Here is a 25,513-nt window from a genome sequence, read left to right as displayed (position 1 = left end):
CCAACGGGCACCCCTAGAGGCGGGATTAACGTACCCACCTCGCGCGGCAAGGCACCGCGCGCGCCCAAGGCTAGGCGCAGCGCCTCCCGGCGCTCCACCAACCAGGCCATCGACCGTTCCGGGGCCCCGGTCCGGCCAGCTTTTGCTCTGTCCGCTGAAGGATCGCTTCTAGAAAGCGACCCCTCATCGGACAGGACGGCAGCGATAATAAGCCCGCCTCAGGGGACGGGGATAAGGAATGCAAAAAAAATTTTTACCAGCACTTACAGCATCGTAGGGTGGGCAAAGGCGCGCTTGCGCCTTGCCCACCCTAATCAAGCAACGAGAAGATGGTGGGCACGCCAGCGAGACGCGCATTCGCGCGACGCGCCGGCTTTGCCCACCCTACGATCAGGCCGCAAAAGTTAGGCCCCCAGATACGCCCCGCCGTTGATATGGATCGCCTGCCCGGTGACATAACGCGCGTCGGGACCGCAAAGGAATCGCACCGAAGCGGCGACGTCTTCCGGCTTGCCGCGCTCCCCGGTGATCGTGCCATGGGTGAGATGATGCGCGGGCTCGGGCTTGTCTTTGGGGCGCGGCGTACCGATCAGTCCCGGCACCACGCAATTGACGGTGATGCCGTCGTCGGCGAGATCATGCGCCAGCGCGCGCGTGAAACCGATCAATCCGGCTTTCGCCGTCACCACATGCGCCCGGTTCTTCGCGCCGGTATGTGCGCTCAGGCCGCCGATATTGATCACGGTGCCTGCGCCGCTTTTCCGCAGTGCCGGGAGGCAGGCTTTCACGCAATGAAACGCGCCATCCAGCGTGACGCCCATGATCTCGCGCCATTCGGCGTGGCTCATCTCGGCGAACGGCTTTTCCCGCCGCAGCGCGGCGTTGTTGATCAGGATATCGATGCCGCCAAAACGCTTCACCGCCGCATCCGCCATCGCCTGCACCGCCGCGACATCGGCGACGTCGCCGATCTGCACCAATGCCTTGCCGCCAGCGGCTTCTATCTCATGCGCGACGGCGTCCGCCTCGGCGCGGTTGCCGCGCGCATTCACCACAATGGACGCGCCGGCTTCGGCCAGCGCCAGCGCGATGGCGCGGCCGATATTGCGTCCCGCGCCGGTGACGATGGCGACCTTGCCGGTGAGTTCTTTGTTGCTCATTCCCGCCCTCTCCTCGTCATGCCCGGGCTTGTCCCGGGCATCAACGTCTTACTTTCTTGTGACGCAAAGACGTGGATGGCCGGGACAAGCCCGGCCATGACGAACACTAATTTCGCAATGCGCTCAGATCGAGTCGACTTTCATACAACCCCGCCAGCAGCTTCAGCGCGGCGTCGCTCTGCGCCGTGTTCCAGCCGCCGTGCTGCGCGTTGAGCATGAATTTTTCCGTGACGTCCTGCCGCGTCAGCGGCTCCTGCGCGCCGCCGCGCAAATAGGGCTGCCGTTCCTCGATCACGCTGCCGTCGTTCAGGGTGGCGCGGATGTGGCCGGTGTAGTTGTTCGGATAAGGATTATCCGGATCGATCGTGAATTTTACTTTTGCGGCGAGCGCCAGCACCCAGGGATCGCGGATCGCGCTTTCGGTGAATGCGCCCAGTCCGACCCCGCCATGCACGAATCCCGCCGCCAGCAGGTAGGGCACCGCGAACTTGGCGGCGTAGCCATTGGGCGGGCGCTGTTTGTCGGCGAGCGACTCCCACAGCCGGTGCACCGTGCCCTCCGCCACCTCGCACACGATTTCCCTGATGTCCTCGGCGGCAACACCGCGCGCCGCCAGCCGCCTGGCGCAATCGATGTAAGGCTGCGCCATCGTCCCGCACGGATAGGGCTTGAACGCCAGCGTGTCGACCACCCAGCGCTCACCGAAATCGCCAGTCAGCGCGTTGTAGTTGCCCTCGGTGGTATGCGCAAAGCCGTTGAACAACCCGTGCACGCCTTCGAACACCGTGCGTGGCCCGACAAAGCCTTGATCCGCCAGCAACGCCGCGCGCATCCCCGACTGCGCCGCCCAGCCGGCATGCAGCCGCTTGGTCCAGGCGCCCTCGGCGAGATATTCGATGATGCCACCGGCCATGCTGCCGGCGATGCCGAGCGCATCGACGATCTGTTTTGCATTGAGGCCGAGCGCCGCGCCGACGCCGGCCGCAGCCCCCATCGCGCCGAAAATCGCGGTCGGGTGAAATCCTGCCTTGTGCACCGCCTTCGGCACCACCACGCTCAGCCGGCACAGCACCTCGCAGCCGACGGCGATCCCGATCAAGGCCATGCTGCCATCCGGATTGTGCCGCTCGCACGCGGCCAGCACCGCCGGCACCACCACGGCGCCGGCATGCACGGGACCGCCCTCAAAGGTGTCGTCGAAATCCTCGCCATGCGCCGCGGTGCCGTTGACGAAGGCGGCACCCGATGCGGTCAGCGTGCGCGTGTGGCCGATCGCCGTGCACGGGCCGTCATCGTCCCAGCCGGTCAGCGCGCTGCTCATGTAATCCTCATTGCGCGCGGTGACGCACAACCCGACCACGTCGATCAGCAGATCCTCGCATTTGCGCGCGGTCACCGCCGGCAGGCTGCCGGGCTTCAACGCAACGATTTTACGCGCAAGCGTTTCGGCGACGGAAGTCTGGGGCAATCCGGATGTCATGGGCGCTCGCTGTCGACCGATCAGATGCGGAAGATTTTTGTATAGCGCGCCTTGATCGCGTCGCTCTCTTTTTCCACCGTGGCGGCGTCGTCCTTCATGGTCTTGATGTCCTTGAACGGCTTGCGCCCCGGCTTTTCCTGGGTCTGCGGATGCGCCGAGCGCAGGCCGCCGGCATCGACGATCAACTGCTGGGCGTCGCGGCTGAAGCAGAACGACTGAAACAGTTTTGCCGCGTTCGGATTGGGCGAGGTCTTGAAGATGCCGTTCGGCCCGATGATCAGCGGCGAGCCTTCCGCGGCATAGACCGGCGCCACCGGGCGGCCGGCTTCCTTCATCTGGAAGATGTTGTACTCGTTGCCGTCGGCCATGACCGCCCGTTCGCCGATCTCGAGCTTTTTCGGCGGATCGGCCGAGGACTGCACCTGCATGATATTCTGCTTGGCGAGTTGTTCGAAATAGCCCCAGCCGAGATCGCGCTGCATCTGAAAGGTCGCGGTCATGATGGTGCCGCTATAGCCGGGATGCGCCTTGACGATCTTGCCTTTCCATTTCGGATCCAGCAGGTCGGCAAAACTCTTCGGCGCCTCCTCCGCCTTCACCATGTTGGTATTGTAGGCGATGATGCTGAGCCAGATGCGCCAGCTGGCAAACTGGCCATCCGCGTCCTTGTGCTCGGAGGAGTAGAATTTTGCGACGTCTTCCGGCACATAGGGCGCAAGCATGCCCTCGCGCTTCCACAGGATAAAATGCGCGGCGTCGGAGGAATTCACCACGTCGACCGCGCGGATGTTGCTGGCGTATTCCTGGCCGATGCGCTGGAACACGCGCTCGGCGCCGGTGCGCTCGACCCGCACCGCTACGCCCGGATATTTCGCCTCGAACGCCTTTGCCAGTTTCTCCGCGACCGGCAAATCGGTCGAGGTGTAATGGATCACCTGGCCTTCCTTCTTGGCGGCCTCGATCAGCGCCGGCGTCACCGGCTCCGGCGGCGGCGCCGCGGCAACCACGCGGGTGGAGAACGCTGCGCCCGCGACCAGCGCGCCAGTCCCTGCGAGCAGGTCGCGGCGGGATAATTTTGCGTTCTTCATCGGCGCGTCCTCGTATCTTTTTGTATTTTATTTACCCGGCGTTCTAACCCGCCGCGCGAGATATTGCATCCGACAGCAGCCCGGCAAACAACAACAGTCCCGCATTCCTGTTGGACTTGAAAATGCGCAGGCACAGCTTGGGATCGCCGATCTCGAGACGTTCGATTTGCCAGATCAGATGCACGGCAAACGCCGCAAGCCCGAGCCACGCCATCCATCCCGCACCAGCCAGCGCCAGCGCCACGCCAATCAGCGCCACCGCCAATCCGTAAAACACCATCAGCGCCGGGCGCGTCTTCGCGCCGAACAGCAGCGCGGTCGATTTGATACCGATCAGCGCGTCATCCTCGGCGTCCTGGTGCGCATAGATGGTGTCGTAGCCGATCACCCAGGCGATCGAGCCGGCATACAGCGCAAGCGCCGTGGCATCGATCCGCCCGAAGGTCACCGCAAATCCCATCAGCGCGCCCCAGGAGAACGCGAGGCCAAGCACGATCTGCGGCCAGTACGTGATGCGTTTCATGAAAGGATAGACCGCGACGATGACCAGCGAGGCGATCCCGCACCCCACCGCAAAGCGGTTGAACTGCAGCAGCACCGCCAATCCGACCAGTGCCTGCAGCACCAGAAAGGCCGCCGCCTGCGGCACGCTCACCTGCCCCGCCGGTATCGGCCGCGACCGCGTCCGCTCCACCTGCGCGTCGAGATCGCGGTCGGTGATATCGTTCCATGTGCAGCCGGCGCCGCGCATGGCGAAGGCGCCGATCAGGAACAGCCCGAGGATGAGGGGCAGCCGGCTGAGGTCGTGCGCGACGCCCGCGGCCAGCGCCGCGGACCACCAGCACGGCAGCAACAGCAGCCACGATCCGATCGGGCGGTCGAGCCGGGAGAGCCTTAAATAAGGCCGCGACCACAGCGGCGCGCGGGTATCGACCCAGTTGTCGGTCGCATCAGAGACGCGGGCCGCGGCACCGTTCATCTGCCGTGCGTCATCGCGCGAGCACGTTGCCGTTCAGGGTGTCGAAGGTGCTGCCGCCCTTCTTGGTGGCGGTTGCCTCGGGAAGCGCCGCCGACGAGCCCAGCAGTTCGCTTAAAGAAGGTCCGGCCGGTCCGCGCTGCTGCGCCTGCGCCGCCGTGATGCATTTCTTCAGCGTCGCCTGGGTGCCTTCGTGACTCTTCTTCATCTGCTCGGAGATCTGCGGCGGAATATTGCACTTCGTCGAGTTGAGCTGGACGTATTTCATCATCTTGAACTCGGCCTGCGAGTAGCTCTCGATCAGCTTGCAGGCTTCATCGGCCGGCGCTTTCCGTTCCATGGCGGCCTTGATCACCTTGCCGCGCTTCTCGGCCTCCTCGCGCAGCGGAACGAACCCCTTCATGCACGCCTCGCTCGAGCCGGTCGCCGCCTGTGGCGGCGCACCTATCGGCTGCGTGGGGGCACCGCCGGCAAGCGGCGCGGCGCCGTTCGAAGGAAACGCACTTGGCTGTCCGAACGACGCAGCGGGAGCGGAGCCGTTGACGGAGGGGAACGGCGAGGCATTGGCTGGCGCAGCCTGCTGGCCGGGCAGCGGCGCCGGAAACGCGCCTTGAGCGTTGGCCTGCACGGCGCAGGCGCTGATGGCCACGGTCAGCGGCACGATCAAACGGCGGATGATCAAAGGTGTTCCTCCGGCAAGGTCCATCCCCAAAGCTTCCGACAGAAAGCGATGTCCGATTCAGGGGCATTTTACGATTGGTGCGGCCTCTTAACAACCCGTCGAATTGGGCGATAGCGCGGCGCAAGGTCGCCCTATCGGCTGATAGTTGGGTGAATACGCGCGCCTTTAGGCTAAAAGCCTGGCTGAACGGAACATTGATCATGCCCCTCGCCGATTTTAGCAGTCCGCGGCTGTACGTCGATGCCGACCTTGCGGCTGGCGCCGGCATCCCGCTCGACCGCAACCAGAGCAACTATCTCGGCAATGTGCTGCGCCTTTCGGCCGGCGGCACGATCCTGGTGTTCAATGGACGCGACGGTGAATGGCGGGCCGCCCTCTCGGGCCGCAAGCGTCCCGACCATCTGCAGGTCATTGCCCAAACCCGGCCGCAGGATGGCCTGCCCGACCTGCATTGTGTCTTCGCACCGCTAAAACATGCCAGGCTCGATTATATGGTGCAAAAGGCGGTCGAGATGGGCGCCTCGACCCTGCAGCCGGTGCTGACCCGTTTCACCCAGGTCGCGCGGGTCAATGGGATGCGGATGCGCGCCAATGTCATCGAGGCCGCCGAGCAATGCGGCATCCTGAGCCTCGCCGCCGTGGCGGAACCGGTTCCGCTGGAGCGCTGGCTCGGTCAGCGCGAGGACCGGCGCCTGCTGATCTTCTGCGACGAAGCCGCCGAGACGGCTAGCCCGGTAGCCGCGCTGCAAGCCGAGGCTGCGGCATCCCAAGGGATCGATGTCCTGATCGGCCCCGAAGGCGGGTTTGCCGAGGACGAGCGGGCCCTGTTGCTGCGGCAGCCCAAAACCTTAAGGCTTGCGCTCGGACCGCGGGTCCTGCGGGCCGACACCGCCGCAGTCGCCGCACTGGCGCTGGTACAGGCCGTTTTGGGCGACTGGACCGGCCCCCGGCGGGCGTAATTGGGCTGCCGGCCATTAAGCCCTTTGGCCGATCGTGGTCGAAACCGGCTGGTAGCCGTGCTAAGGGCTGCGCCAAATCCGGCTGCAATGCCGAAACCCCGAGACTTCGAGATGATCGAGACCGCCGCCCCTGCTGCGACCGGATCCGCCGCGTGGGCGGAGGCGCTGCTGTTGTCGTTCGCGCAGGCCGGCTATGTGCAGGCCGATCCGGCAATCCTGCAGCCGGCCGAGCCGTTCCTCGACCTCTCCGGCGAAGACATCCGCAAGAGCCTGTACCTGACCACCGACGCGTCGGGCGAGGAGTTGTGCCTGCGGCCCGACCTCACCATCCCGGTGGCGCGGGATTATCTGGCCTCCGGCCACGCCGGCCAGCCGATGGGGTTTTGCTACCTCGGGCCGGTGTTCCGCTATCGTGGCGGAGCCCCGAGCGAATTTCTGCAGGCCGGCATCGAATCCTTCGGGCGGCAGGATCGCGCGGCTGCCGACGCCGAGATGCTCGCGCTCGGCCTTGAGGCCACCGCGGCGTTCGGGTTGAACGACGTCGAAATCCGCACGGGCGACGTCGCGTTGTTCAACACCCTGCTTGACGCGCTCGACCTTTTTCCGGTCTGGAGACGCCGGCTGATCAAGGATTTCAACCGCAAGATCAGCCTGGAGCAGGATATCGAACATCTCGCTGTGGCCACCGGCTCGGCACATAATGAATATCAGGGGGTTCTCGCGGCACTTGCCGGCTCGGATCGCAAGGCCGCACTGGCGCTGGTGACCGATCTGATGTCGATCGCGGGCGCAACCAATGTCGGCGGCCGTTCGGTTTCGGAAATTGCCGATCGATTTCTTGAGCAATCGACGCTGAAAGGCGGCGGGTTGCCGCGGGAGAAGCGGGAATCGATCCAACGCTTCCTCGCCATATCCGGCGACCCCGACGACGCGCTGGCGCAACTGCGCACATTGGCTGCCGACGCCAGGCTCGACATTTCCGCCGCGATCGATCAGTTCGAGAGCCGCATCGGCTTCATGGCCGCGCGCGGCATCGACACCATCAAGACGCGGTTCTCCACATCGTTCGGCCGCGGCCTCGATTACTACACCGGCTTCGAATTCGAACTGCACGCTAAGGGCAACGGCACAGAGCCGCTGGTGGCGGGCGGCCGCTACGACGGGTTGATGACGCAACTTGGCGCGAATGCGCCGATCCCCGCAGTCGGATTCTCGATCTGGATCGAGGCTCTGACGCAGGTTGGGAGCGCGCCATGACTGCCCCGTTCGTTCTCGCGGTGCCTTCGAAGGGGCGCCTGCAGGAAAATGCCGAGGCGTTCTTCACGCGCGCCGGACTTGCACTGGCCAAGCCGCGCGGCGCGCGTGATTATCGCGGCGCCATCGCAGGCCTCGACAATGTCGAGATCGCGTACCTGTCGGCGAGCGAAATTGCCGCGCAGCTGGCGCGTGGCGCGGTGCATCTCGGTGTCACCGGCGAAGACCTGGTGCGTGAAAGCATTCCGGATGCCGCGCGCCGCGTCTTGCTGATCGAGCCGCTCGGTTTTGGCAGCGCCAATGTGGTTGTCGCGGTGCCGCAGGCCTGGATCGACGTCCGCACCATGGCCGACCTCGACGACGTCACCACCGGATTCCGCGCCCAGCACAATCGCCGGATGCGGGTCGCCACCAAATACATCAACCTGACCCGGGCGTTCTTTGCCTCGCATGGCGTGGTCGATTACCGCATCGTGGAAAGCGCCGGCGCCACCGAAGGCGCGCCGGCGGTAGGCACCGCCGAGATGATCGTCGATATCACCACCACCGGCGCCACGCTCGCTGCCAACGGCCTCAAGGTGCTCGACGACGGCACGATCCTGCGCAGCCAGGCCAACCTCGTCGCCTCGCGCGACGCCGACTGGTCGATCGAGGCCCGCGAAACCGCGCGCGTCATTCTCGACCACATCGCCGCCCGCGCCCGCGCCAGCAAATACCGCGAAGTGCGCACCCGTTTTGCCGGCTGCGACGCCGCACTACTGGCCGAGGCGCATAACCGGTTCGGCGTGGTTTCGCCGTTCGGCGGCCCGACCTCGTCGGGAATGGTCACGCTGCACTGCCCGCCCGCGCAGCTCTACACGCTCGCCAGCTTTTTGCGCGCGCATGGCGCGGACACCGTGTCGGTGGCATCGCTGGACTATGTGCTGGACCGCGACAATCCGCTGTTTGCCAGGCTCGAAGCCTTCTTGCGGCCTTGACAGGTTGAATTTCCGTTCATCGTGGCGACAGCTTGGGTCAGTTACCATATGTTGTTTCGGTCGGTTGCCGTATGCTGTCTTAGGAAGGTTGGGACCTGATCGATGACGCTGGGTAGTGACGTATCTCGCTTGTCCACCACCGCGGCCGCGCAGGGGCTGTCGATCGTCGTGCCGCTTTACAACGAGGCGGCCGGCCTCGCATTGCTGCATGAGCGGCTCAGCGCACTGGCGACCGCGCTCAGGCAGCGCTACGGCCTCGCCTGCGAAGTGGTCTACGTCGATGACGGCAGCGCCGACGCTACGCTCAGCATCGCGCAAGGCCTTATCGCAGCCGCGCTCGATGTCCAGGTGGTGTCGCTGTCGCGCAATTTCGGCAAGGAAGCAGCGCTGATGGCGGGGCTGGATCACGCCCGGCGCGGCGCCGTCATGTTCATGGACGGCGACGGCCAGCATCCGCCCGATCTGGTCGAGAAACTGGTCGGGCACTGGATCGATGACGGCTACGACGTGGTCTATACCGCGAAGGCGCATCGCGACAACGAATCGGCGTTGCGCCGCCTTGCGGTGCACGGCTTCTACGCGCTGATCAACTGGGGCGCACGGCAGAAAATCCCCGAAGACGCCGGCGACTTCCGGCTGCTGTCGCCGCGCGCCGCGGCGGCGTTGCGGCAGCTTCCGGAACGCAACCGCTTCTTCAAGGGGCTCGCGAGCTGGATCGGCTTCCGCCAGATCCGCGTCGATTACGAACCCGCGGCGCGCGCGCACGGCATCACCACCTTCAGCCCGGGCCGTTTGATCGGCCTGTCGATCGAGGGATTGACCTCGTTTTCCGTGGCGCCGCTGCGGTTTGCCAGCCTGTTCGGCGTGCTGCTGGCCACGGTGGCCTTCCTGTTCGGCCTTTCCATCCTGTGGGAGACCTGGGTGGTGGGCAAATCCGTGCCGGGTTATCCGTCGCTGGTGGTCGGCCTGATGACCATCGGCGGCGTGCAGCTGATCATGATCGGCATTGTCGGCGAATACATCGGCAAGATCCTGTCGGAGCTGAAGGCGCGCCCGATCTATTTCGTGGCCGAGCACAGCGAGAAACGCGCCGACATTGCGGCAAACGCTGGCGAAGGCGAACGGACCGCCGCCGAATGAACGGCGACGCGCCGCCGCGCCACCTCTGGCTCTGCGCCGACGATTACGGTCTCAGTCCCGGCGTCAACCGCGCGATCCGCGACCTGATCGAACGCGGCCGTCTTAACGCGGCCTCGGTGATGGTGGTCGGCCCCGCGATCGGCCGCGACGAAGTCAGCGCCCTCAACGATGCGGCGGCGAAGGGTCCGCACTGTGCCGTCGGCCTGCATGCCACGCTGACCGCGCCATTCCATCCGCTGACGCTGCACTTCAAGCCGCTCGAAGGTGGGCTGTTCCTGCCGTTCCCCAGAATGTTGCGCGCGGGCCTGCTGCGGCGGCTCGATCCTGAAATCATCCGCGCGGAATTGACCGCGCAGCTCGCGGCTTTCATGGAGAAGTTCGGCCGCGCGCCGGATTTTGTCGATGGCCACCAGCATGTGCAGCTGTTTCCGCAGGTGCGCGACGCGTTTCTGGCGGCCGTGAAGGAAGCCGCGCCAAATGCCTGGGTGCGCCAGGGCGGACGCCATCAACCGCTGGCACGGCGGCTCGGGATGCCAAAGGCGTTGCTGCTCGACATCCTGAGCGCGCAGTTCCGGCGTTCCGCTTCGCGCGCGAACATCGCGTTCAACCCGGCATTCGCCGGCGCCTATGATTTTTCGCAAGCGCCGGATTTTGGCGAACTGATGCGGCAGTTTCTTGACGGCCTGCCGGACGGCGGCCTCGTGATGTGCCACCCCGGCTTTATCGATGACATCCTGATCAGCCTCGATCCGCTGACGGATCAGCGCGAGCGCGAATACGAATTTCTCGCCGGCGAGGCCTTTCCGCGGCTGCTGGCTGCGAACAATGTTACGTTGGCGTAATTCATCGGTCGTTTTGTCGCATCCGCGAAAATTAATTTCGAGCGGCACTACTTGCGACCCAAAGCGTTCCTACATCTCCCCCGCGCTCGGCCCCTGAGCGAAGTGGAGAACGCTATGACCCCGCAAGAACGTCAACTGGTTGACGACCTTTTCGATCGGCTCTCGAAGCTGGAGAGCGCGCCCCGCGATCCGGATGCCACTGCCGCCATCTCGCAGGTCCTGCGCCGGGCGCCGAACGCGATCTATGCGCTGGTGCAGACCACATTGCTGCAGGACGAGGCGCTCAAGCGCGCCAATGCCCGCATTCAGGAACTGGAGGGCGGCGAGCCCGAACAGCATCAATCCGGCGGGTTCCTCGATTCCATGCGCGATGCGATCTTCGGGCCGACCCCGTCACGCGGTTCGGTGCCGAATGTCCGCCCACCCGAGGTGGGCAGCCGCCCTGCCTGGAATACCGGCCAGGTGTTACAGCAGGGACAAAGTCCTGGACAAACCAACCAGGGGCAATACGGCCAGCCCCAATACGGCCAGCCCCATGGCGGCCCGCAGGCGCCGATGGGCGGCGGTGGCGGCTCGTTTCTGGGCACGGCGGCCGCGGCCGCTGCCGGCGTCGTCGGCGGCGGGCTGCTGATGAACAGCATCCGTGGAATGATGGGCGGCGGCCATCAAAGCGGCTTCGGCGACTCTGCCGGTCTTGGCGGCGGCGGTAGCCGTACGCCGTGGAGTTCGGATCAATCCAGCAGCGATCTCGCACGCGACGCCGGCATCAACGATATCGGCTCGGGCGGTCACCGCGCCGATGACAGTTCGCGCGCAGGCTTTTTTGACCAAGCGTCGAACGACGATCTGAGCGATCAAGACGACATGGATATGGATTCGGACGATTTTGACGGCGGCGACAGCGATACGGTCTGACACGCGTTCCCGCTGACATCAAAGCAACGGCCGCTTCGTCGAAGCGGCCGTTTCGGTTTTCAATCACAGGTGGGCATCGAAGCCGTCACCGCATAAGCCGTGGCCAGTGCATGTAGTCTATATGGACCGCGAGATGTTGGGCTCGTCTTTATCCGTCTCGTCCGGCTGCAAGCGGGCGATTTCCTGGCGAGCGGCATCTCGGACGGATTGAATTCTGCTCGTGGCCGTCTTCCAGATGATTTCGGCATCGATCTCGTCGTAGCCATGCCGAACGATGTTCGAAAGGCCACGAACATCGGGCCACGAAACGTCCGGATAAAGTCTCTCCATCAGTCCGCCTTCGCCGAGACGTTTCTCTTGCCTGTCCAGTCGGATGGCGGCTTCGCCGATGGTCTGCAGCGAATAAAGGACGGCATTGTATGTCTTGCGGTCCTGTTCGAATTGATCTTGCGTGAATCCAGCCGCGAATTCTTCGACCTGATCGCAGTATTTGACGATGTCGCGCAGGCTGTCGATCCGACGCCGCTCAATAGGCACGGACAGCATCCCGGTCGATTTCGGCGTCCATCCCGGGGCTGCGCGGCCGGCCCTTCCGCGCGATGTCCACGGGCCGTCCTACCAGATCTTGAAGTCTCCGTTGCACCCTGCTGTAGGCAAAAAGGTCGTCGACGAGTTTGGGATCGAGATCGACTAGGATATCGACATCGCTGTCGGGAGTATCTTCCCCGCGAGCGACCGAACCGAATATCTCCGCATGCCGGATTCCGGCTTTTTCCAGATCTATCCTGTTCTGACGGAGCAGTTGCAGGACCCGCGCCAAGACGGGGCGCGAGTTTGACCTTTGCGCAAGATCACTCATTACGAGCCCCTCCAGATAAGCTGTGACGCTCTTCCTCTCGGCTGCTGCCTTGGCGCGCATGGCTCCCGCTGCTTGGTTCTCCAAGCGGAAAGATAAGACTTCGCGCATTTTAGGCCCGTATACGGATGTATACGACAAAGCATAGCCGTCTTTCGGTGTCGAGTCCAGTTTCCTTCGATGGGGGAGAGGCCGCGCCCCCCTTGGTCGTTAAGGTTGTTTGGACGGAACGTTAACGCCAGGACCTCTGCGGCCGGCGGGGGATGTCCGGCGTTGCGATCAGAGCACGACGACCTTGGCGCCGACATTGACGCGGCCGTAGAGGTCGATGACGTCCTCATTGCGCATTCGGATGCAGCCTGAGGATACGTTGGTGCCGATGGTCCACGGTTCGTTGGAGCCGTGGATGCGATACAGCGATGAGCCGAGATACATGGCGCGGGCGCCCAGCGGATTTTGCGGACCGCCTTCCATGTGCCGCGGCAGATCCGGACGGCGCGCCAGCATTTCCGGCGGCGGCGTCCAGGCCGGCCATTCCTTCTTGGCGGAAATCGTCTTGACGCCCGACCAGGTGAAGCCGGGACGGCCGACGCCGATGCCGTAGCGCAGCGCCCTGCCGTCGCCCTGCACCAGGAACAGGAACTTGTTGGGGGTGTCGATCACGATGGTGCCGGCGCCCTCCTTGCCGTGATACTCGACCGCCTGCTTTGCATATTTCGGATCGAAAGCAGGACGCGCCACCTCGTTGGCATCTTCCTGGCGCATCGATTGCTGCGGATCCATCGGCGGCAGCAGCGCGCGGCGCGGCTCGTAGGAAGGCTGCGGCTGGTAACGCCGGCCCGACTGGCCATCGCTGAACAGAAACTCGATGAAGCCGCCGCCCATGGCCGAACGGTCGGCAGAGGCGGTTCGCACCGGCGTCGGCCGCTGCAGCATCTGGTCGGCATAGACCACGGGGGGTTCGGTCGCTTCGATCGCGGCGGCTGGATGAAGAACGGCGAGATAGGATGCGCTGGCAAGCAGCGCGATGGAGATTTTCTTGGACATCGACGTACTCTGCACTGTTTCGTCGTGGGTGCGCCCTAAGAGAGCGCGGCGGTTACACGCCATTAAGTAAAATCAAAACCTAATCGGTTTGGTAAACAAAACCGGCGTTTCGATTCACCATGTCGCGCGTCGCCGCTGTTCTCGTTGTTAACGTTGATAATCGGTGAATCGGCGGCGCGCATGGTTAACCAACGGTGTGTGCCGGCCCGGGCGGCTTTCACGCAATCCCCGCGTGAACCCGGTGTTAAAACACCCCGGTCTACAACGCTTGCATCGAGGGTTGGGGGTTTTCCAGATGCCGGTCCATCGCAAGCGTTTTCGTATCGAAGAATCCTTTTTCGGCACCGTGCCGATATCGGCTGACGCCGATGGCGATGCAATGCCGATGCACCGCGAAATCATGAACGAGTTGCGGGCCCTTCGCGAGCAGATGGCTGCCCCGCACCGCGGCGCGGCAACGCAAGCCGGCATCGATCCGACGCCGCAGCAATCGAGCGATTCGCAGATCTTGCTGCAGACCTACCGCGCCCAGATCGAGCAATGCGAAAAGCTCAAAGTCGAACTCGATCTCATTCACGACGCCATCACCCGTACCAAGCAGGAAATCGCGATGCTGCATGGCAAGAGTTTCGACGGCGCGGAAATGGCCAAGATGACCGGCGAACTCGGCGCCGTGGTCGGCGGCACCGAAGAGGCGACGCAGCAAATCCTGGAAGCCACCGAGGCGATCGATCAGGCCGCGACTGCGCTTGCCAAGGTCACCTCACCGGACCAGCAGCGGCTGCTCAGCGAGGAAATCCAGGAGCGCGTGGTTTCGATCTTCGAGGCGTGCAATTTCCAGGATCTCACCGGCCAGCGCATCAGCAAGGTGATGGCGACGATGAAATTCATCGAGCATCACATCATCGTCATGATGGATATCTGGGGCGGCATCGATGCCATCAAGGCGCACGCGCCCGGCGCTGTCGATCACCGCGTCGGCGACGCCCGCCTGCTGAACGGGCCGAAACTCGCCGGCGACGCCGGCCACGCCTCGCAGGACGACATCGACGCGATGTTCAACTGACGCGTGGCCGCGTCGTGTCCCGGACGCGGTGCGGCATTCTTCATGCCGCTCCGCAGAGCCGGGACCCACGTCTCCACGCTCCATGCACTTGAATGGGCCCGGGCTCTGCAGCGCACCGCCATAGCGCGTCGAAGACGCGCGTGAACGCGCTTATGGCGAAGAGCTACGCGCTGCGCCGCGTCCGGGGCACGTGACCCGGCGGCCTGATCGCCAGAAAACATCCGAGCGCGAGCAGCGCGCCGACGATGCCCATTTCGAGCACGGTGCGGTCGGAGAGCCGCTCGACGGCGGACGCCACCACGAACGGCGCCAGCGCCTGCACGAACAGCGCCGGCCGCGCAATGCGGCCGATCACCCGGCCATAGCCGATGGGGCCGTACATCAGCAGCGGCAGCGCTCCGCGCGCGATGGTCATCACGCCGTTGGCTGCGCCGAATGCGACGGCGAACAATGCGGCCACCGGCGGCGATGCTCCAACGACCGACAGCATGAAAAAGGCAAAGGCCATCAATGCGACCGCGCCCCGCGCGATCCAGAGCGGATGAGTCCGGCCTGCCAGCATGAAATCGGCCAGCCGCGAGGCTACCTGCGCCGGCCCGAACAGCGCCCCGACCGCAACCACGGTGGCGGCATCCATTCCGCCACGCTGCAGCATCGCCAGCAGGTTCGACGTCACGCCCGAGAGAATGAACGCATGCAGCGCAAATGCCGCGGTAAGCAAGATAAAGGGCCATCCTTCCGGCCGCATCGGCGCCACCGGCAAGGCCGTCGAACTCGACGCGGCGGGTAGTGGCGCGACGGCAACCGTGCGCGGCAGCGCAAAGGCGTGCAGCGGGGCGACGACGAAGGCCAGCACGGCGGCAAATGTCAGATAGGCGCCGCGCCAGCCGAAATGCTCCAGCAGGACCTGCGTCGCCGGCCAGCCCACCGTGGACGCGAACCCGCCTGCGAAAGTCACGAAAGTGATCTGGCGGCGTGCCGAGGTTCCGAAGATCCGCGTCAGCGTGGTAAACGCCGGATCGTACAGCGTCGAGGACATCGCGGCGCCGATCAACAGCCAGCACGCCAGATAGGCCGGACGCTGGTCCGCCACCGTCAGCAGCGCGAGACCGAGCGCGCCAGCCAGCGCCCCCAGCGACATCACGATATTGCCGCCGTGGCGATCGATCAGGCCGCAGACCGTCGGCGACAGGATTCCGGAGGTGACGAGCCCGATCGAAAATCCCGCCATGCCAAAGGCCAGCGACCAGCCATGGTCGGCGGCCAGATGGGGCAGGATCAGCACCGGGGGATAGATCAGGATGCCCCAGGCGAGGATTTCCGTCAGCGACAGCACGGCGACGGCGCGGCCCGGTCCGAAAACAAGGTCGCGCAGTTTATGCATCAGCTTACGGCTTTACGGGCGGGAATTACGATCGGTTGATATCATGCGCGGGGAGCGCAGCGGACATAGACCATGTTGCCGTAGCGGACGGCGGCATCCTTGTCGACAAACCGCGTCACCAGGATGCGGCCGTCGAAGGAAACGATTTCGCGATCCTGCTCGCCGGGGACCGGTCCGGGCGGACCGATATAGTTCTTGCCGCTCGGGCTGCCCTTCAGCCGCAGTTCCTGCGGGGTCGCCTGATCGGCCAGATGCATCATCACGCCGCCCGTCGGTCCCACGGTGATGACATAAGGCTGCTTGCATTGCCCCTGCGCCGCCTTCTCGGTGCGCAGCCGGTCATTGGGATTCTGGTAGGAGGCAAGGCCCCAGCGGCCGGCGATCTCATCGGCGCGGATCGTCGCCGGCATGTCCGGCGCAACCGCGGGCTCCGGTGGCGCGCTCGGCCCTGACGAAAACGACGGCAGGCTCATGCTTCCGCACGCCCCAAGGAACACGGCCAGCGCCGAGGCGATCGCCAAATTGACGACCGCGCGCGTGCTGCTTGAACTGATCATGGCATCCCCCCAGCGAAAATCGTTGACCACCGTTCCGCAGCCAAGCGCAAAACTCCTGTTGGAGCAACGACCTCCAGCTACATTACGCTGGCGCTCCGATTTGGTTTCCGCCAGCATCCTATATCGGTCTCACCAAGGACTTAAGGCCTTGCTCGAGGGATCTGCGTCCAAGTCATATTCACGGAGCACATTTAGCACTCCGGGAGATCGATTGCTAACGATACAGACCCCGCTGGCTTAGGGGGAAATTTCGTCCATCGGATGACCGTCGAAGGCCGCCGCCGGGCGCGGCCTTCTTTTTGGCGGTTTGTGGGTGGGTTTGCTAGAACGTCCCGATTCTCGTCAGGAAAACTGCACATGCGCGCGTTGCACCTTTGTCTGATCGGCCTGACCGCCGCCTCAAGTCCGGCCCTCGCTCAAATGAAGCTCTCGCCAAAGGCCTCGCCGGGAACCAGCGAGACCCGTTATTTCACCTCGATCGACGGCCTGATGGACGGCAATGCCGATGTCATCCTTAAAGAGAGCCGCCAGGGCAAGACCGTGACCGCGGCGGTGCTCGACGTCTGCTATCCCGCCGAAAAGGGCTCCGAACGCAAGGACCGCTTCGTCGCCAATCTTGCGGTCAACGGACAGACTCTAACGGGCGCCACGCAGAGCCTCGGCGACAAACTGCCGGTTACGGTAAAGCTCGTCCGCAAGCCGACCGGCGACAGCTTCGAGTTCAAGGGCCAGATCAGCGTCGGCCAGACCGTGACCGAGGTCTCATCGAGCGACAATTCCGATCTCAGCGAGCAGGAATTCAAGAATAACCAGTCGAGCGATGACGGCATCGCCGCCGCGCCAAAAGATTTTACGGAAGTTTCCCCGGAATCCGTTGCAGTGCGGGTGAAGCTGGACGCGGCGCTGGAATTTCTCAAGGGGTTGAAGGGACAAAACGTCGAGGTGTCGCTGAGCAGCCTGACCGTCACCTGCGATGCGTTGCGTGCCGGCGAGCAGACCGTCACCATCAGCGTCGATCCGGATCGCGCCGCGGCATTGATCGCGAAAGCGAAGTCGTCGCCCGGCGTGGTCGCCGCCGGCTGGACCGCCGGCGTGGTCGACATGGAACGCACGATCCGCTTACCCGCGGCCGAGTGGCGCGACGGCGACAGGCTGAACCGGGACAAGTTCGGGGCGGCGATCGCCGCGGTGATCGCAAAAGCGATGTCGGCGAAACTGCATTCGTCGCAATGGAATGAGGACACCGGAAAGCTGAAACTGACGTTCAAGCGGCCGAGCCGGCTGTTTGCCGCGCTCGAACTCACCGAGACCATCGAAGTCGATGCCCTGGTGTCTTCCGACAGACCGGGCGCGTCCGACCGCCTGATGCTCTGGGTCGGCAACCCGTCCATCACGACCGCGGATGAGGCGGCGGGTGCAAGGCTCAAACTGGCGGATGCCTCCGGCAGCAATGAGGAAGGCGAACAGCCCGACGACCACGGATCCGTCGATGCGCTCGCAATGGAATTCAAGGGCCAGCGCTGGGACGCCGATAAGTCGGCCTGGAAATAACGCGTCGTACAAGAATTGCGTGCCCCCGGACGCAGCGCAGCGCGCCGTTCTTCACGGCGTGATGCGCTGCAGAGCCGGGGCCGTCACAGACGGCGGTGTTTGGTGCGGTCCCGGCTCTGCGGAGCGGCATGAAGAATGCCGCACCGCGTCCGGGACACGGAAACCGCCGATTTGACATGCCGCCGCATAGCGGCAATTAACGGCCTTGATCGAAGGGGCAGGGTTTTGCGGTTAGATGGCGCGCTATGACGTAGTGGTGATCGGCGCGGGCCTCGGGGGCTTGACGGCCGGCGCGATTCTCGCGCGCGCGGGACGCAAGGTTCTCGTCATCGAACGCAGCAACTCGGTCGGCGGCGCGGCATCGAGCTATAAATCGGGCGACCTGTTCGTCGAAGGCTCGCTCCATGAAACCGGCGACCCGAACGATCCCCGCGATCCGAAACATGGCGTGCTGGCCCGCGCGGGCGTGCTGGATGCGGTGAAGTGGATTGCCGGCGGCGGGTTTTACGAAGCGCGCGGCGGTCCGCTCGACCGGCCGTTTGCGATGCCGGACAATTTCGATGCGGCGCGGCGTGCCCTGATGGAACGCTTCCCGCAAGCCCGCGGCGGCATCGACGACGTGCTCGATGCCATGCAGCGCCTCGCTTCGGCCGGCGACATCGATATGATCCCGCAAAACGATCGGTCGTTGTCGCTGTCGCAGAAATTCGAAGATGTTTTCGGCAGCAACGAAGCCGTCAAATGCGCGCTCGCCGCAAACCTCTCCTATTATCATGACGATCCCACGACCCTGTCGTGGCCGTTCTTTGCAATGTCGCAGGGCGGTTTTTTGTTGAGCGGCGGGCGCTATGTGCAGGGCGGCTCGCAGCGGCTCTCCAGCGCGCTGGCGCGCGCCGTCAGGACCGCCGGCGGCGAGGTGGTGATCCGCCGCGTCGTCACCGGCATCGCCTTGAATGCGCAAGGCGGGCCAGGCGGCGTGACCCATGCCGCGAAGGACGGCGGCGATGTCCAGACCGTCGAGAGCCCTGTCGTCGTCAGCAACGCCGCGCCGGAAATACTTGCGTCGCTGATGCCCGACGATGCAGCGCGGAAATTGAACGACAGTTACGCCGAACTGCGGCCTTCCGTCTCACTGTTCGCCCTCACGCTGGGCCTGTCAAAACCGCCGCGCGAATTCGGCGTCAGCGGATATTCGACACAGTTGCTGCCGCCATGGATGACGCGGCTTGACGACTACGCACAAGGCGCATCGCTGATGGCGGACGAGCCGGCCGACCGGATGCCGCCTTTTGCCATCGTCGACTACGCGGCAATCGATTCCGGCGTGCCCGCTCCGCCCTATGTGCTGTCGATCTTCGGGCCGGACCGGCTGTCGAACTGGGACGGTTCGGATCCGGACTTCTATCGCGACAAACGCGCGCGCTGGCAGGATGCGATCGCCCGCTATCTCGATGGATTTTATCCGGGGCTCGCCGACGCGGTCACCTCATCATCGTTCAACACCGCATTGTCGGTGCGGCAATATCTCAATGCGCCGGGGGGTGCGGTCTATGGATTCGCACCGACGCCGCAATCGCCCCCTCGCTCGCCGCGAACGGCGGTGCCGGGAATTTACCTCGCTTCGGCCTATGCCGGATTCGGAGGCTACACCGGGGTCATCCAGTCGGCCGGCGCCTGCGCCGACATGGTTTTGGGCGACAGCTGAATTCAGTTTGTGTTGATCCGGAATCGCAGCAGTTTCGTCCCGATGAACGAGACGAAATCGCCCTGCCGCTTCCAGGTTGCGGCTTCACTCAGCGCCGCGACCAGCTCATCGTCGGCCTGCGCCCGCGCCGGCGGACAGGCGCGATCCTGCAGGGGACCTGCGACAAAAATGACGGTGTTGCCGGCGACCGAGAACTGACCTTTGCCGCCCTTGCACCACAGTTCGAGGATGACCTCGCCGGAGTCGTCGATTTCCAGGGTCGGCACCCGTTTCGAGCCGGGCTGGCGCGCGACATCCAGCGTCATCTCAAGCCCGAATGGAAACCCTTCATCGGCACGTGCCGGCGCGGCCTGCAACGCCGTGCCCAAAGCCAATGCGGCAACCGCCTGCCTTACGACCATGATCGCGGATTTCATCTGTGCCCTCATAAACAATCCCCGCGGCATCGGCCGCGGGGATTTCTTATCGTATCGCCGGCGCGATGTCCTACTTCAAGACCATCTCGGTGAACGGGTAGACGTAGGCCTGCAGCATCACCAGAAGGCCGACAAGGCAGGCCAGCACGATCGAGTGCATGAATACGTAACGCAGGATGGTGCCTTCGTGGCCGTACCAGTTGGTGGCGGTGGAAGCCACCACGATCGACTGCGCGTCGATCATCTTGCCCATCACGCCGCCGGAGGAGTTCGCCGCGCTCATCAGGATCGGCGAGATGCCCAGTTGCTCCGAGGTGATCTTCTGCAGATTTCCGAACAGCACGTTGGAAGCGGTATCCGATCCCGTCAGCGCCACGCCGAGCCAGCCGAGCAGCGTTCCGAAGAAGGGATACAGCACGCCGGTCGCCGCGAATGCGAGGCCAAGCGTCGCGTCGACGCCGGACAGCCGCGTCAGCGTGCCGATCGCCAGCATCGCCGAAATCGTGATCAGCGAAATCGCGCACAGTTTTATGGTGCGGCCATACTCCGCGATCATCCTGGCGGGTGAGAAGCCCATCAGGAACCCGGAGATGATCGCGGCAATCAGCATGCCCGACCCGGTGAATGACAAATAGGTGAATCCGAACACGGCGGCTTCCGGCGTCGGTTTTGCCGCCACCGGCGGTACCTTGTTGATCAGGTTGTGGAGTTCCGGAACCGGGTAATTCCAGACGAAGATCGAGTTGGCCCAGGTCTTGAACGCCCCATTGCCCCAGATCAGCATCACAATGCAGACGATGATCCATGGCAGCAGCGCGCTCCAAAGTTGCGCCGAGGTCAGCTTGGTGGTGTCCATCGGCTTCGCAGGCGTCATCGTGGACGCCGATTCATCCTTGCCGCGCAGCGCCGGCGACAGCCAGAGCTCTTTCGGCTGCCAGACTTTCAGGAACAGGATCAGGCAGCCCATCGAAATCAGCGACGCGCCGATGTCGACGATCCACGGGTTAATGTAATTCGAGATCACGAATTGCGGGATCGCGAACGAAACGCCGGTCACCAGGATCGCCGGCCACACCGCCATCATGCCGCGCCAACCAGCGAACGCCCACACCACCCAGAACGGCACCAGCAGCGAGAAAAACGGCAACTGCCGTCCGACCATCGCACCGAGGATATAGGGATCAAGGCCGGTGACCGAGGCCAGCCCCTGGATCGGCGTGCCGAGTGCGCCATAGGCGACCGGCGCGGTGTTGGCGATCAGCGAGAGGCCGGAAGCTGCGAGCGGCGAAAAGCCGAGGCCGATCAGAACCGCACCGGTGATCGCAACAGGCGTGCCGAACCCTGAAGCACCCTCGAAAAACGCGCCGAAGGCGAATGCGATCAAAAGCAACTGCAAGCGGCGGTCATTGGTGACGCCGCCGATTGCGCGCTTCAGCAGTTCGAAGCGTCCGGTCTCGACCGTGATCCGGTAGAGAAAAATCACGTTGAGGACGATCCAGCCGATCGGGAAGAAGCCGACCACGACGCCGAGCAAGGATGCCCGGATCGACATATCGGCAGGCATCGTATAGACGAAAATCGTGATGATATTGGCGACGATCAGGGCGATGAGGGCCGCGATGTGGGCCTTTACCTTGCCGCTGGCAATCAGCACCAAAAGCGTGACCACGGGAAGCGCGGCGGCGATGGTCGACAACGTCGCATTGCCGAGCGGATTATAGATTTGATTCCACATTGCAAGTCTCCCCCCACGGCATTATTTCGCGCGCGGACCAGCGTGGGCGGTCCATCGCGGCTGGCGTGATTGGCGGGAGCTTCTGTGTATGCATGAGGTGAACGGAGCAGTTCAGCCCTGCCAAACGTCGCTCACAACCTCGCGAATTGGGAAGGCCCCACCCCTCGCCGCTATGTCCATGCTAGGATTAACTTGCAGGTTGCGACAAGCCGCCGCAGGCCAAGAATTCTACAACTTTAGTCTACACCCTCGCGATTCATTCGCTTTTTCAGGGCTTTGGCGCCCTTCTTCCGGAGACAGCCGTCTGTGAACAACATCCGCTCCACGCTCGCGGCCGTATGGCGCATCGCAATTCCTTACTTCCGTTCCGACGACAAATGGGCCGGCCGCGGTCTTCTGGCCGCGGTCATCGCCATCGAGCTCGCAGTGGTCTTTTTGAACGTTCTGTTCAACCGCTGGAACAATGTTTTTTACAACGCGCTTCAGGAGCGCAACCGGGACGTCTTCACCTACCAGATCGGCTACTTCTGCGTCCTCGCGGCGATCTACATCGCGCTCAAGGTCTACCAGCTCTATCTCAACCAGTGGCTGCAGATCCGCTGGCGCCGCTGGATGACCGACCGCTATCTCGGCGGCTGGCTCCATGACGCCAATCACTACCGGATGCAACTGCTCGGCGATGCCGCCGACAATCCGGACCAGCGCATCGCGGAAGACACCCAGCGTTTTGTGGAGCAGACGCTTGCGCTCGGCATCGGCTTGCTGAGCGCGGTCGTCACCCTCGCCTCGTTCATTTTCATTCTCTGGGGCCTGTCCAACGAAGCGCCGCTGCATCTGTTTGGCATGGAGGTCGCAATTCCCGGCTACCTGGTATGGGGCGCTCTGATCTACGCGCTGCTCGGAACGGTCCTGACCCATCTGATCGGCTGGCCGCTGGTCGGCCTCAATTTCCAGCAGCAGCGCTATGAGGCGGATTTCCGTTTCAACCTGGTCCGGGCGCGGGAAAATGGCGAGCAGATCGCGTTGCTGCACGGCGAACCCGCCGAGCGCACGCGGCTGCTGTCGCGATTCGGACATGTGGTCCACAATTGGATGGACATCATGCAGCGCACGAAGAAGCTGACCGCATTCACCGCAACCTACTCGCAAGCCTCCGTCATCTTTCCTTACGTGCTGGTGGCGCCGGCCTATTTTGCCGAAAAGGTTCAGCTCGGCGGCATGATGCAGACGGCTTCCGCCTTCAGCAGCGTCCAGGACTCGCTGTCGTTCTTCATCACCTCGTACCGCACGCTCGCCGAATGGCGCTCCGTGGTGGCGCGTCTCAGCGGATTCGAAGCATCCATTGAAAGTGCAGCCGCGCTGACCACCAAGGAAAACATCATTCATGTCGGCTCCGACGACAAGGCAGCGATCGGCCTTGAGAAACTTCTGGTCAGCCTGCCCAATGGCGTCCCGCTGGTGACGGCGGACGGCCTCAAACTCCGCAACGGCGAGCGCACCTTGCTGACCGGCCCGTCGGGCTCGGGGAAATCGACGCTGTTCCGCGCCATCGCCGGGATCTGGCCATTCGGGACCGGCTCGATTGCGATTCCCCCGCAGGCCACCCTGATGATGTTGCCGCAGCGGCCTTATTTCCCGGTCGGCACACTGAGGGCCGCCATTGCCTACCCGGCGGAAGAAAGCGCATTCACACCGCAACAGGTCGGCGAAACCTTGAGTGCGGTGGGGCTGCCAAAACTCGCGCCGAGGCTCGACGAAGACGCGCACTGGAATCGCACGCTTTCGCTGGGCGAGCAGCAGCGCCTCGGCATCGCCCGCGCGCTACTGCATGCGCCGCAGTACCTGTTTCTCGATGAGGCCACCGCGTCGCTGGATGAACCGTCGGAAGCCGCGCTCTACCGGCTGCTGCAGGAAAGGTTGCCCGCGACCACGATGGTCTCGATCGGACATCGCAGCACGTTGGAGGCGTTCCATCAGCGCGGCGTGACGCTTGCGCGCGACGGTGACCGGTTCGTGTTGCAGGAGACGAGCGCGGGAGCGAAGGCCTCCTGACCGCTATCGAGGCAGTTTCATACCGTGAGTTATAGAAGATGCCTCTATAACTCATATTCGGACCTGTCATGAGCTATAGAACGGGGAGTTGCAGCCTTGGTCCTGAGCAGCATTGACCCGAAACTGAAACGTGCGGCACGCATGCGCCTCCTACAAGCTTGCAACTGCCGATACATTTCACTCGGCTCTTCTCCAGTGTTGACGCCAATGCTGCGGACCGGAAAAAGTCGATGAGTTTCTTCGAGCGCCTAAAGACCGCGGCGTCCGCCGAGTGGAGCGCGTACACCGAGCATCCCTTCACAAACGCCTTGGCAGACGGTTCGCTCGCCGAAACGGCGTTTCGTCACTACCTCATTCAGGACTATCTGTTCCTCATCGAGTTTGCCCGCGCCTACGCGCTCTCGATCTATAAGTCGCCCAAGCTCGCGGACATGCGCGAAGCGGCGGCCGGCCTTTCGGCCATTCTCGACGTCGAGATGGACCTGCATGTGAAACTTTGCACCAGCTGGGGCCTGTCGGCCGGCGATCTTGAACAAACCGCCGCGGCGGTCGAGACGCTGGCCTATACACGTTACGTGCTCGACACGGGAATGCGCGGCGATCTGCTGGCGCTCGAGGTGGCGCTTGCGCCTTGCGTGATCGGCTATGCGGAAATCGCGACGCGGCTCGCTTCGCGGCCCAATGCGCACGTTGCAGCGAACCCTTATCGCGTTTGGATCGCCGAGTATGCCGGTGCTCCCTACCAGCAGGTCGCGGCCAAAGCGCGGGCGCATCTGGAAGGTCTTGCCGACCTCTACGCCACGCCCGCCCGCGAGGCAGAACTGATCGTGATCTTCAAGGAAGCCACCCGGCTCGAAGCCGACTTCTGGGAAATGGGCTGGCGCGCGGGCCAGGCAGGAAAAACTAGAGCCTGATGCATTTAGGTTGAAGCGGCTCCTTCTCACCTCTCCCCGCAGGGGAGAGGTCGGATCGGGTCCTGACCGGCTACATAGGTAACACAATAGACCGGGGACATGGGTAACAGGTCAACTGGTCGGCAAGGAGGACTTGCCGATGGGATGGACGGAGACCTGTGCCGTGGATGAACGGATGCGATTTGTGATTGCTGCCGGGAAGCACGAGGAATCATTTGCTGCGCTGTGCCGGGACTTCGGCGTGAGCCGGAGGGTCGGCTACAAGTGGCTTGCGCGTTATCAGGAGGCAGGCGTTGGCGGCCTGCTCGATCATTCGCGGGCGCCGCTGCATCATCCGCATGCGCTTGCGGATGATGTCGCCGAAGGCTGCCTTGCGGTGCGACGCAAGCATCCGACCTGGGGTCCACGGAAGGTGCGTGCCTGGCTGGAGCGCAAGCCGTCTGCTACGCAGTGGCCTGCGGCGAGCACGATCGGAGCGCTGTTTGATCGCGAAGGGCTGACGGTGAAGCGCAAGCTGCGCCGCCGCGGCCCGCCCTCGAGCGCGCCGTTTGCCGATTGCGCGGCCGCGAACGATGTGTGGTGCATCGACTTCAAGGGCTGGTTCTTGACCGGCGACGGCAAGCGCTGCGAGCCGCTGACCCTCACCGACGCTTGCAGCCGCTATCTGCTGCGCTGTCAGGCGCTGGCGCGCACCGACACCGATCATGTCTGGCCGGTGCTGGATGCGGCGTTCCGCGAGTTCGGGCTTCCCCTCTAT

Annotated in this window: 24 protein-coding genes; 12 read left to right on the top strand and 12 right to left on the bottom strand. The window is 63.9% G+C overall.

Annotated features, from left to right (window positions below; all coding sequences use genetic code 11):
• Nucleotides 1-404 precede the first annotated feature (404 nt).
• The 5 genes from VGP39_RS18720 to VGP39_RS18700 form a co-directional block, all read right to left on the bottom strand.
• On the bottom strand, nucleotides 405-1,160 hold the full coding sequence (locus tag VGP39_RS18720) for a 3-oxoacyl-ACP reductase family protein (RefSeq protein WP_327569588.1): 756 nt from the start codon (nucleotides 1,158-1,160) through the stop codon (nucleotides 405-407).
• 106 nt (nucleotides 1,161-1,266) lie between these two features.
• Complete coding sequence (locus tag VGP39_RS18715; protein WP_327569587.1) at nucleotides 1,267-2,640, bottom strand: MmgE/PrpD family protein; 1,374 nt, start codon at nucleotides 2,638-2,640, stop codon at nucleotides 1,267-1,269.
• Between the two features lie 20 nt (nucleotides 2,641-2,660).
• Complete coding sequence (locus VGP39_RS18710; RefSeq protein WP_327569586.1) at nucleotides 2,661-3,728, bottom strand: ABC transporter substrate-binding protein; 1,068 nt, start codon at nucleotides 3,726-3,728, stop codon at nucleotides 2,661-2,663.
• Between the two features lie 43 nt (nucleotides 3,729-3,771).
• Nucleotides 3,772-4,707 (bottom strand): 4-hydroxybenzoate octaprenyltransferase, encoded by a 936-nt coding sequence (gene ubiA / locus VGP39_RS18705; RefSeq protein ID WP_327569585.1) that lies wholly within the window; start codon nucleotides 4,705-4,707, stop codon nucleotides 3,772-3,774.
• A gap of 10 nt (nucleotides 4,708-4,717) precedes the next feature.
• Nucleotides 4,718-5,383 (bottom strand): hypothetical protein, encoded by a 666-nt coding sequence (locus tag VGP39_RS18700; protein WP_327569590.1) that lies wholly within the window; start codon nucleotides 5,381-5,383, stop codon nucleotides 4,718-4,720.
• 203 nt (nucleotides 5,384-5,586) lie between these two features.
• Here VGP39_RS18700 and VGP39_RS18695 point away from each other — a divergent pair, with 203 nt between their 5' ends.
• The 6 genes from VGP39_RS18695 to VGP39_RS18670 all read left to right on the top strand — a co-directional run bounded on the left by VGP39_RS18695 (nucleotide 5,587) and on the right by VGP39_RS18670 (nucleotide 11,473).
• Entirely contained in the window at nucleotides 5,587-6,345 is a 759-nt protein-coding gene (locus VGP39_RS18695) for a 16S rRNA (uracil(1498)-N(3))-methyltransferase (RefSeq protein ID WP_327569584.1), read from the top strand.
• A 111-nt stretch (nucleotides 6,346-6,456) separates the two neighbouring features.
• The gene (locus VGP39_RS18690; protein WP_327569583.1) at nucleotides 6,457-7,602 is read left to right on the top strand and encodes an ATP phosphoribosyltransferase regulatory subunit; all 1,146 of its coding nucleotides are present in this window, start codon (nucleotides 6,457-6,459) and stop codon (nucleotides 7,600-7,602) included.
• Nucleotides 7,599-8,576 carry an ATP phosphoribosyltransferase gene (hisG, locus tag VGP39_RS18685; RefSeq protein WP_327569582.1) on the top strand — a complete coding sequence of 326 codons (978 nt, stop codon included), beginning with the start codon at nucleotides 7,599-7,601 and terminating at the stop codon, nucleotides 8,574-8,576. The genes VGP39_RS18690 and hisG overlap by 4 nt, the downstream gene beginning before the upstream one ends.
• 102 nt (nucleotides 8,577-8,678) lie before the next feature.
• Nucleotides 8,679-9,716 (top strand): glycosyltransferase family 2 protein, encoded by a 1,038-nt coding sequence (locus tag VGP39_RS18680; RefSeq protein WP_327569581.1) that lies wholly within the window; start codon nucleotides 8,679-8,681, stop codon nucleotides 9,714-9,716.
• A complete protein-coding gene (locus VGP39_RS18675) occupies nucleotides 9,713-10,558 on the top strand; it encodes a ChbG/HpnK family deacetylase (RefSeq protein ID WP_327569580.1) in 846 nt (281 codons plus the stop codon). The genes VGP39_RS18680 and VGP39_RS18675 overlap by 4 nt, the downstream gene beginning before the upstream one ends.
• A 114-nt stretch (nucleotides 10,559-10,672) precedes the next feature.
• Nucleotides 10,673-11,473, top strand: a complete 801-nt coding sequence (locus tag VGP39_RS18670) for a DUF2076 domain-containing protein (RefSeq protein WP_327569589.1) — start codon at nucleotides 10,673-10,675, stop codon at nucleotides 11,471-11,473.
• Between the two features lie 117 nt (nucleotides 11,474-11,590).
• On the opposite strand, the gene VGP39_RS18665 is transcribed toward VGP39_RS18670, so the two are convergent.
• From VGP39_RS18665 to VGP39_RS18655, 3 genes are all read right to left on the bottom strand, one after another.
• Nucleotides 11,591-12,010, bottom strand: a complete 420-nt coding sequence (locus VGP39_RS18665; protein ID WP_327569579.1) for a DUF86 domain-containing protein — start codon at nucleotides 12,008-12,010, stop codon at nucleotides 11,591-11,593.
• Nucleotides 12,000-12,392, bottom strand: a complete 393-nt coding sequence (locus tag VGP39_RS18660; RefSeq protein ID WP_327569578.1) for a nucleotidyltransferase family protein — start codon at nucleotides 12,390-12,392, stop codon at nucleotides 12,000-12,002. The genes VGP39_RS18665 and VGP39_RS18660 overlap by 11 nt, the downstream gene beginning before the upstream one ends.
• Before the next feature lie 216 nt (nucleotides 12,393-12,608).
• Nucleotides 12,609-13,376, bottom strand: a complete 768-nt coding sequence (locus tag VGP39_RS18655; RefSeq protein WP_327569577.1) for a L,D-transpeptidase — start codon at nucleotides 13,374-13,376, stop codon at nucleotides 12,609-12,611.
• 295 nt (nucleotides 13,377-13,671) lie between these two features.
• On the opposite strand from VGP39_RS18655, the gene VGP39_RS18650 reads away from it, so the two are divergent.
• Nucleotides 13,672-14,442, top strand: a complete 771-nt coding sequence (locus VGP39_RS18650; RefSeq protein WP_327569576.1) for a protein phosphatase CheZ — start codon at nucleotides 13,672-13,674, stop codon at nucleotides 14,440-14,442.
• A 163-nt stretch (nucleotides 14,443-14,605) separates the two neighbouring features.
• Here VGP39_RS18650 and VGP39_RS18645 read toward each other — a convergent pair whose 3' ends face one another.
• Together VGP39_RS18645 and VGP39_RS18640 are read right to left on the bottom strand one after the other, a co-directional pair.
• Entirely contained in the window at nucleotides 14,606-15,826 is a 1,221-nt protein-coding gene (locus tag VGP39_RS18645; protein ID WP_327569575.1) for an MFS transporter, read from the bottom strand.
• 41 nt (nucleotides 15,827-15,867) lie between these two features.
• Complete coding sequence (locus VGP39_RS18640; protein ID WP_327569574.1) at nucleotides 15,868-16,383, bottom strand: hypothetical protein; 516 nt, start codon at nucleotides 16,381-16,383, stop codon at nucleotides 15,868-15,870.
• 357 nt (nucleotides 16,384-16,740) lie between these two features.
• Between VGP39_RS18640 and VGP39_RS18635 the strand changes: the two genes are divergently transcribed.
• Together VGP39_RS18635 and VGP39_RS18630 are read left to right on the top strand one after the other, a co-directional pair.
• Nucleotides 16,741-17,934, top strand: coding sequence for a hypothetical protein (locus VGP39_RS18635; RefSeq protein WP_327569573.1), 1,194 nt, complete (start codon nucleotides 16,741-16,743; stop codon nucleotides 17,932-17,934).
• Nucleotides 17,935-18,169: 235 nt separating this feature from the next.
• Nucleotides 18,170-19,639 carry a phytoene desaturase family protein gene (locus tag VGP39_RS18630; protein ID WP_327569572.1) on the top strand — a complete coding sequence of 490 codons (1,470 nt, stop codon included), beginning with the start codon at nucleotides 18,170-18,172 and terminating at the stop codon, nucleotides 19,637-19,639.
• Nucleotides 19,640-19,641: 2 nt separating this feature from the next.
• On the opposite strand, the gene VGP39_RS18625 is transcribed toward VGP39_RS18630, so the two are convergent.
• Together VGP39_RS18625 and VGP39_RS18620 are read right to left on the bottom strand one after the other, a co-directional pair.
• Nucleotides 19,642-20,040 (bottom strand): META domain-containing protein, encoded by a 399-nt coding sequence (locus VGP39_RS18625; protein WP_414644725.1) that lies wholly within the window; start codon nucleotides 20,038-20,040, stop codon nucleotides 19,642-19,644.
• Nucleotides 20,041-20,125: 85 nt separating this feature from the next.
• Entirely contained in the window at nucleotides 20,126-21,790 is a 1,665-nt protein-coding gene (locus VGP39_RS18620) for an L-lactate permease (RefSeq protein ID WP_327569570.1), read from the bottom strand.
• Nucleotides 21,791-22,096: 306 nt separating this feature from the next.
• Between VGP39_RS18620 and VGP39_RS18615 the strand changes: the two genes are divergently transcribed.
• From VGP39_RS18615 to VGP39_RS18605, 3 genes are all read left to right on the top strand, one after another.
• Nucleotides 22,097-23,842 carry an ABC transporter ATP-binding protein/permease gene (locus VGP39_RS18615; RefSeq protein ID WP_327569569.1) on the top strand — a complete coding sequence of 582 codons (1,746 nt, stop codon included), beginning with the start codon at nucleotides 22,097-22,099 and terminating at the stop codon, nucleotides 23,840-23,842.
• Nucleotides 23,843-24,072: 230 nt separating this feature from the next.
• Nucleotides 24,073-24,756: a thiaminase II gene (tenA, locus tag VGP39_RS18610; protein ID WP_327569568.1), complete on the top strand. Its 684-nt coding sequence runs from the start codon at nucleotides 24,073-24,075 to the stop codon at nucleotides 24,754-24,756.
• A 139-nt stretch (nucleotides 24,757-24,895) separates the two neighbouring features.
• A partial coding sequence (locus tag VGP39_RS18605; protein ID WP_327569567.1) for a helix-turn-helix domain-containing protein occupies nucleotides 24,896-25,513 on the top strand: 618 nt, incomplete at its 3' end.

Origin of the sequence: Bradyrhizobium sp., assembly GCF_036009065.1 — a bacterium.
GTDB lineage: Bacteria > Pseudomonadota > Alphaproteobacteria > Rhizobiales > Xanthobacteraceae > Bradyrhizobium.
The sequence above is the reverse complement of the archived record's forward strand: the minus strand, read 5'-3'. Positions and strand labels throughout refer to the sequence as shown.

Bases quoted from the DNA above. Each gene is read 5' to 3' on its own strand.
- VGP39_RS18720 (WP_327569588.1), bottom strand. From the start codon at position 1,160: ATGAGCAACAAAGAACTCACCGGCAAGGTCGCCATCGTCACCGGCGCG.
- VGP39_RS18715 (WP_327569587.1), bottom strand. From the start codon at position 2,640: ATGACATCCGGATTGCCCCAGACTTCCGTCGCCGAAACGCTTGCGCGT.
- VGP39_RS18710 (WP_327569586.1), bottom strand. From the start codon at position 3,728: ATGAAGAACGCAAAATTATCCCGCCGCGACCTGCTCGCAGGGACTGGC.
- ubiA (WP_327569585.1), bottom strand. From the start codon at position 4,707: ATGAACGGTGCCGCGGCCCGCGTCTCTGATGCGACCGACAACTGGGTC.
- VGP39_RS18695 (WP_327569584.1), top strand. From the start codon at position 5,587: ATGCCCCTCGCCGATTTTAGCAGTCCGCGGCTGTACGTCGATGCCGAC.
- VGP39_RS18690 (WP_327569583.1), top strand. From the start codon at position 6,457: ATGATCGAGACCGCCGCCCCTGCTGCGACCGGATCCGCCGCGTGGGCG.
- hisG (WP_327569582.1), top strand. From the start codon at position 7,599: ATGACTGCCCCGTTCGTTCTCGCGGTGCCTTCGAAGGGGCGCCTGCAG.
- VGP39_RS18680 (WP_327569581.1), top strand. From the start codon at position 8,679: ATGACGCTGGGTAGTGACGTATCTCGCTTGTCCACCACCGCGGCCGCG.
- VGP39_RS18675 (WP_327569580.1), top strand. From the start codon at position 9,713: ATGAACGGCGACGCGCCGCCGCGCCACCTCTGGCTCTGCGCCGACGAT.
- VGP39_RS18670 (WP_327569589.1), top strand. From the start codon at position 10,673: ATGACCCCGCAAGAACGTCAACTGGTTGACGACCTTTTCGATCGGCTC.
- VGP39_RS18660 (WP_327569578.1), bottom strand. From the start codon at position 12,392: ATGCGCGCCAAGGCAGCAGCCGAGAGGAAGAGCGTCACAGCTTATCTG.
- VGP39_RS18655 (WP_327569577.1), bottom strand. From the start codon at position 13,376: ATGTCCAAGAAAATCTCCATCGCGCTGCTTGCCAGCGCATCCTATCTC.
- VGP39_RS18650 (WP_327569576.1), top strand. From the start codon at position 13,672: ATGCCGGTCCATCGCAAGCGTTTTCGTATCGAAGAATCCTTTTTCGGC.
- VGP39_RS18645 (WP_327569575.1), bottom strand. From the start codon at position 15,826: ATGCATAAACTGCGCGACCTTGTTTTCGGACCGGGCCGCGCCGTCGCC.
- VGP39_RS18640 (WP_327569574.1), bottom strand. From the start codon at position 16,383: ATGATCAGTTCAAGCAGCACGCGCGCGGTCGTCAATTTGGCGATCGCC.
- VGP39_RS18635 (WP_327569573.1), top strand. From the start codon at position 16,741: ATGCGCGCGTTGCACCTTTGTCTGATCGGCCTGACCGCCGCCTCAAGT.
- VGP39_RS18630 (WP_327569572.1), top strand. From the start codon at position 18,170: ATGGCGCGCTATGACGTAGTGGTGATCGGCGCGGGCCTCGGGGGCTTG.
- VGP39_RS18625 (WP_414644725.1), bottom strand. From the start codon at position 20,040: ATGGTCGTAAGGCAGGCGGTTGCCGCATTGGCTTTGGGCACGGCGTTG.
- VGP39_RS18620 (WP_327569570.1), bottom strand. From the start codon at position 21,790: ATGTGGAATCAAATCTATAATCCGCTCGGCAATGCGACGTTGTCGACC.
- tenA (WP_327569568.1), top strand. From the start codon at position 24,073: ATGAGTTTCTTCGAGCGCCTAAAGACCGCGGCGTCCGCCGAGTGGAGC.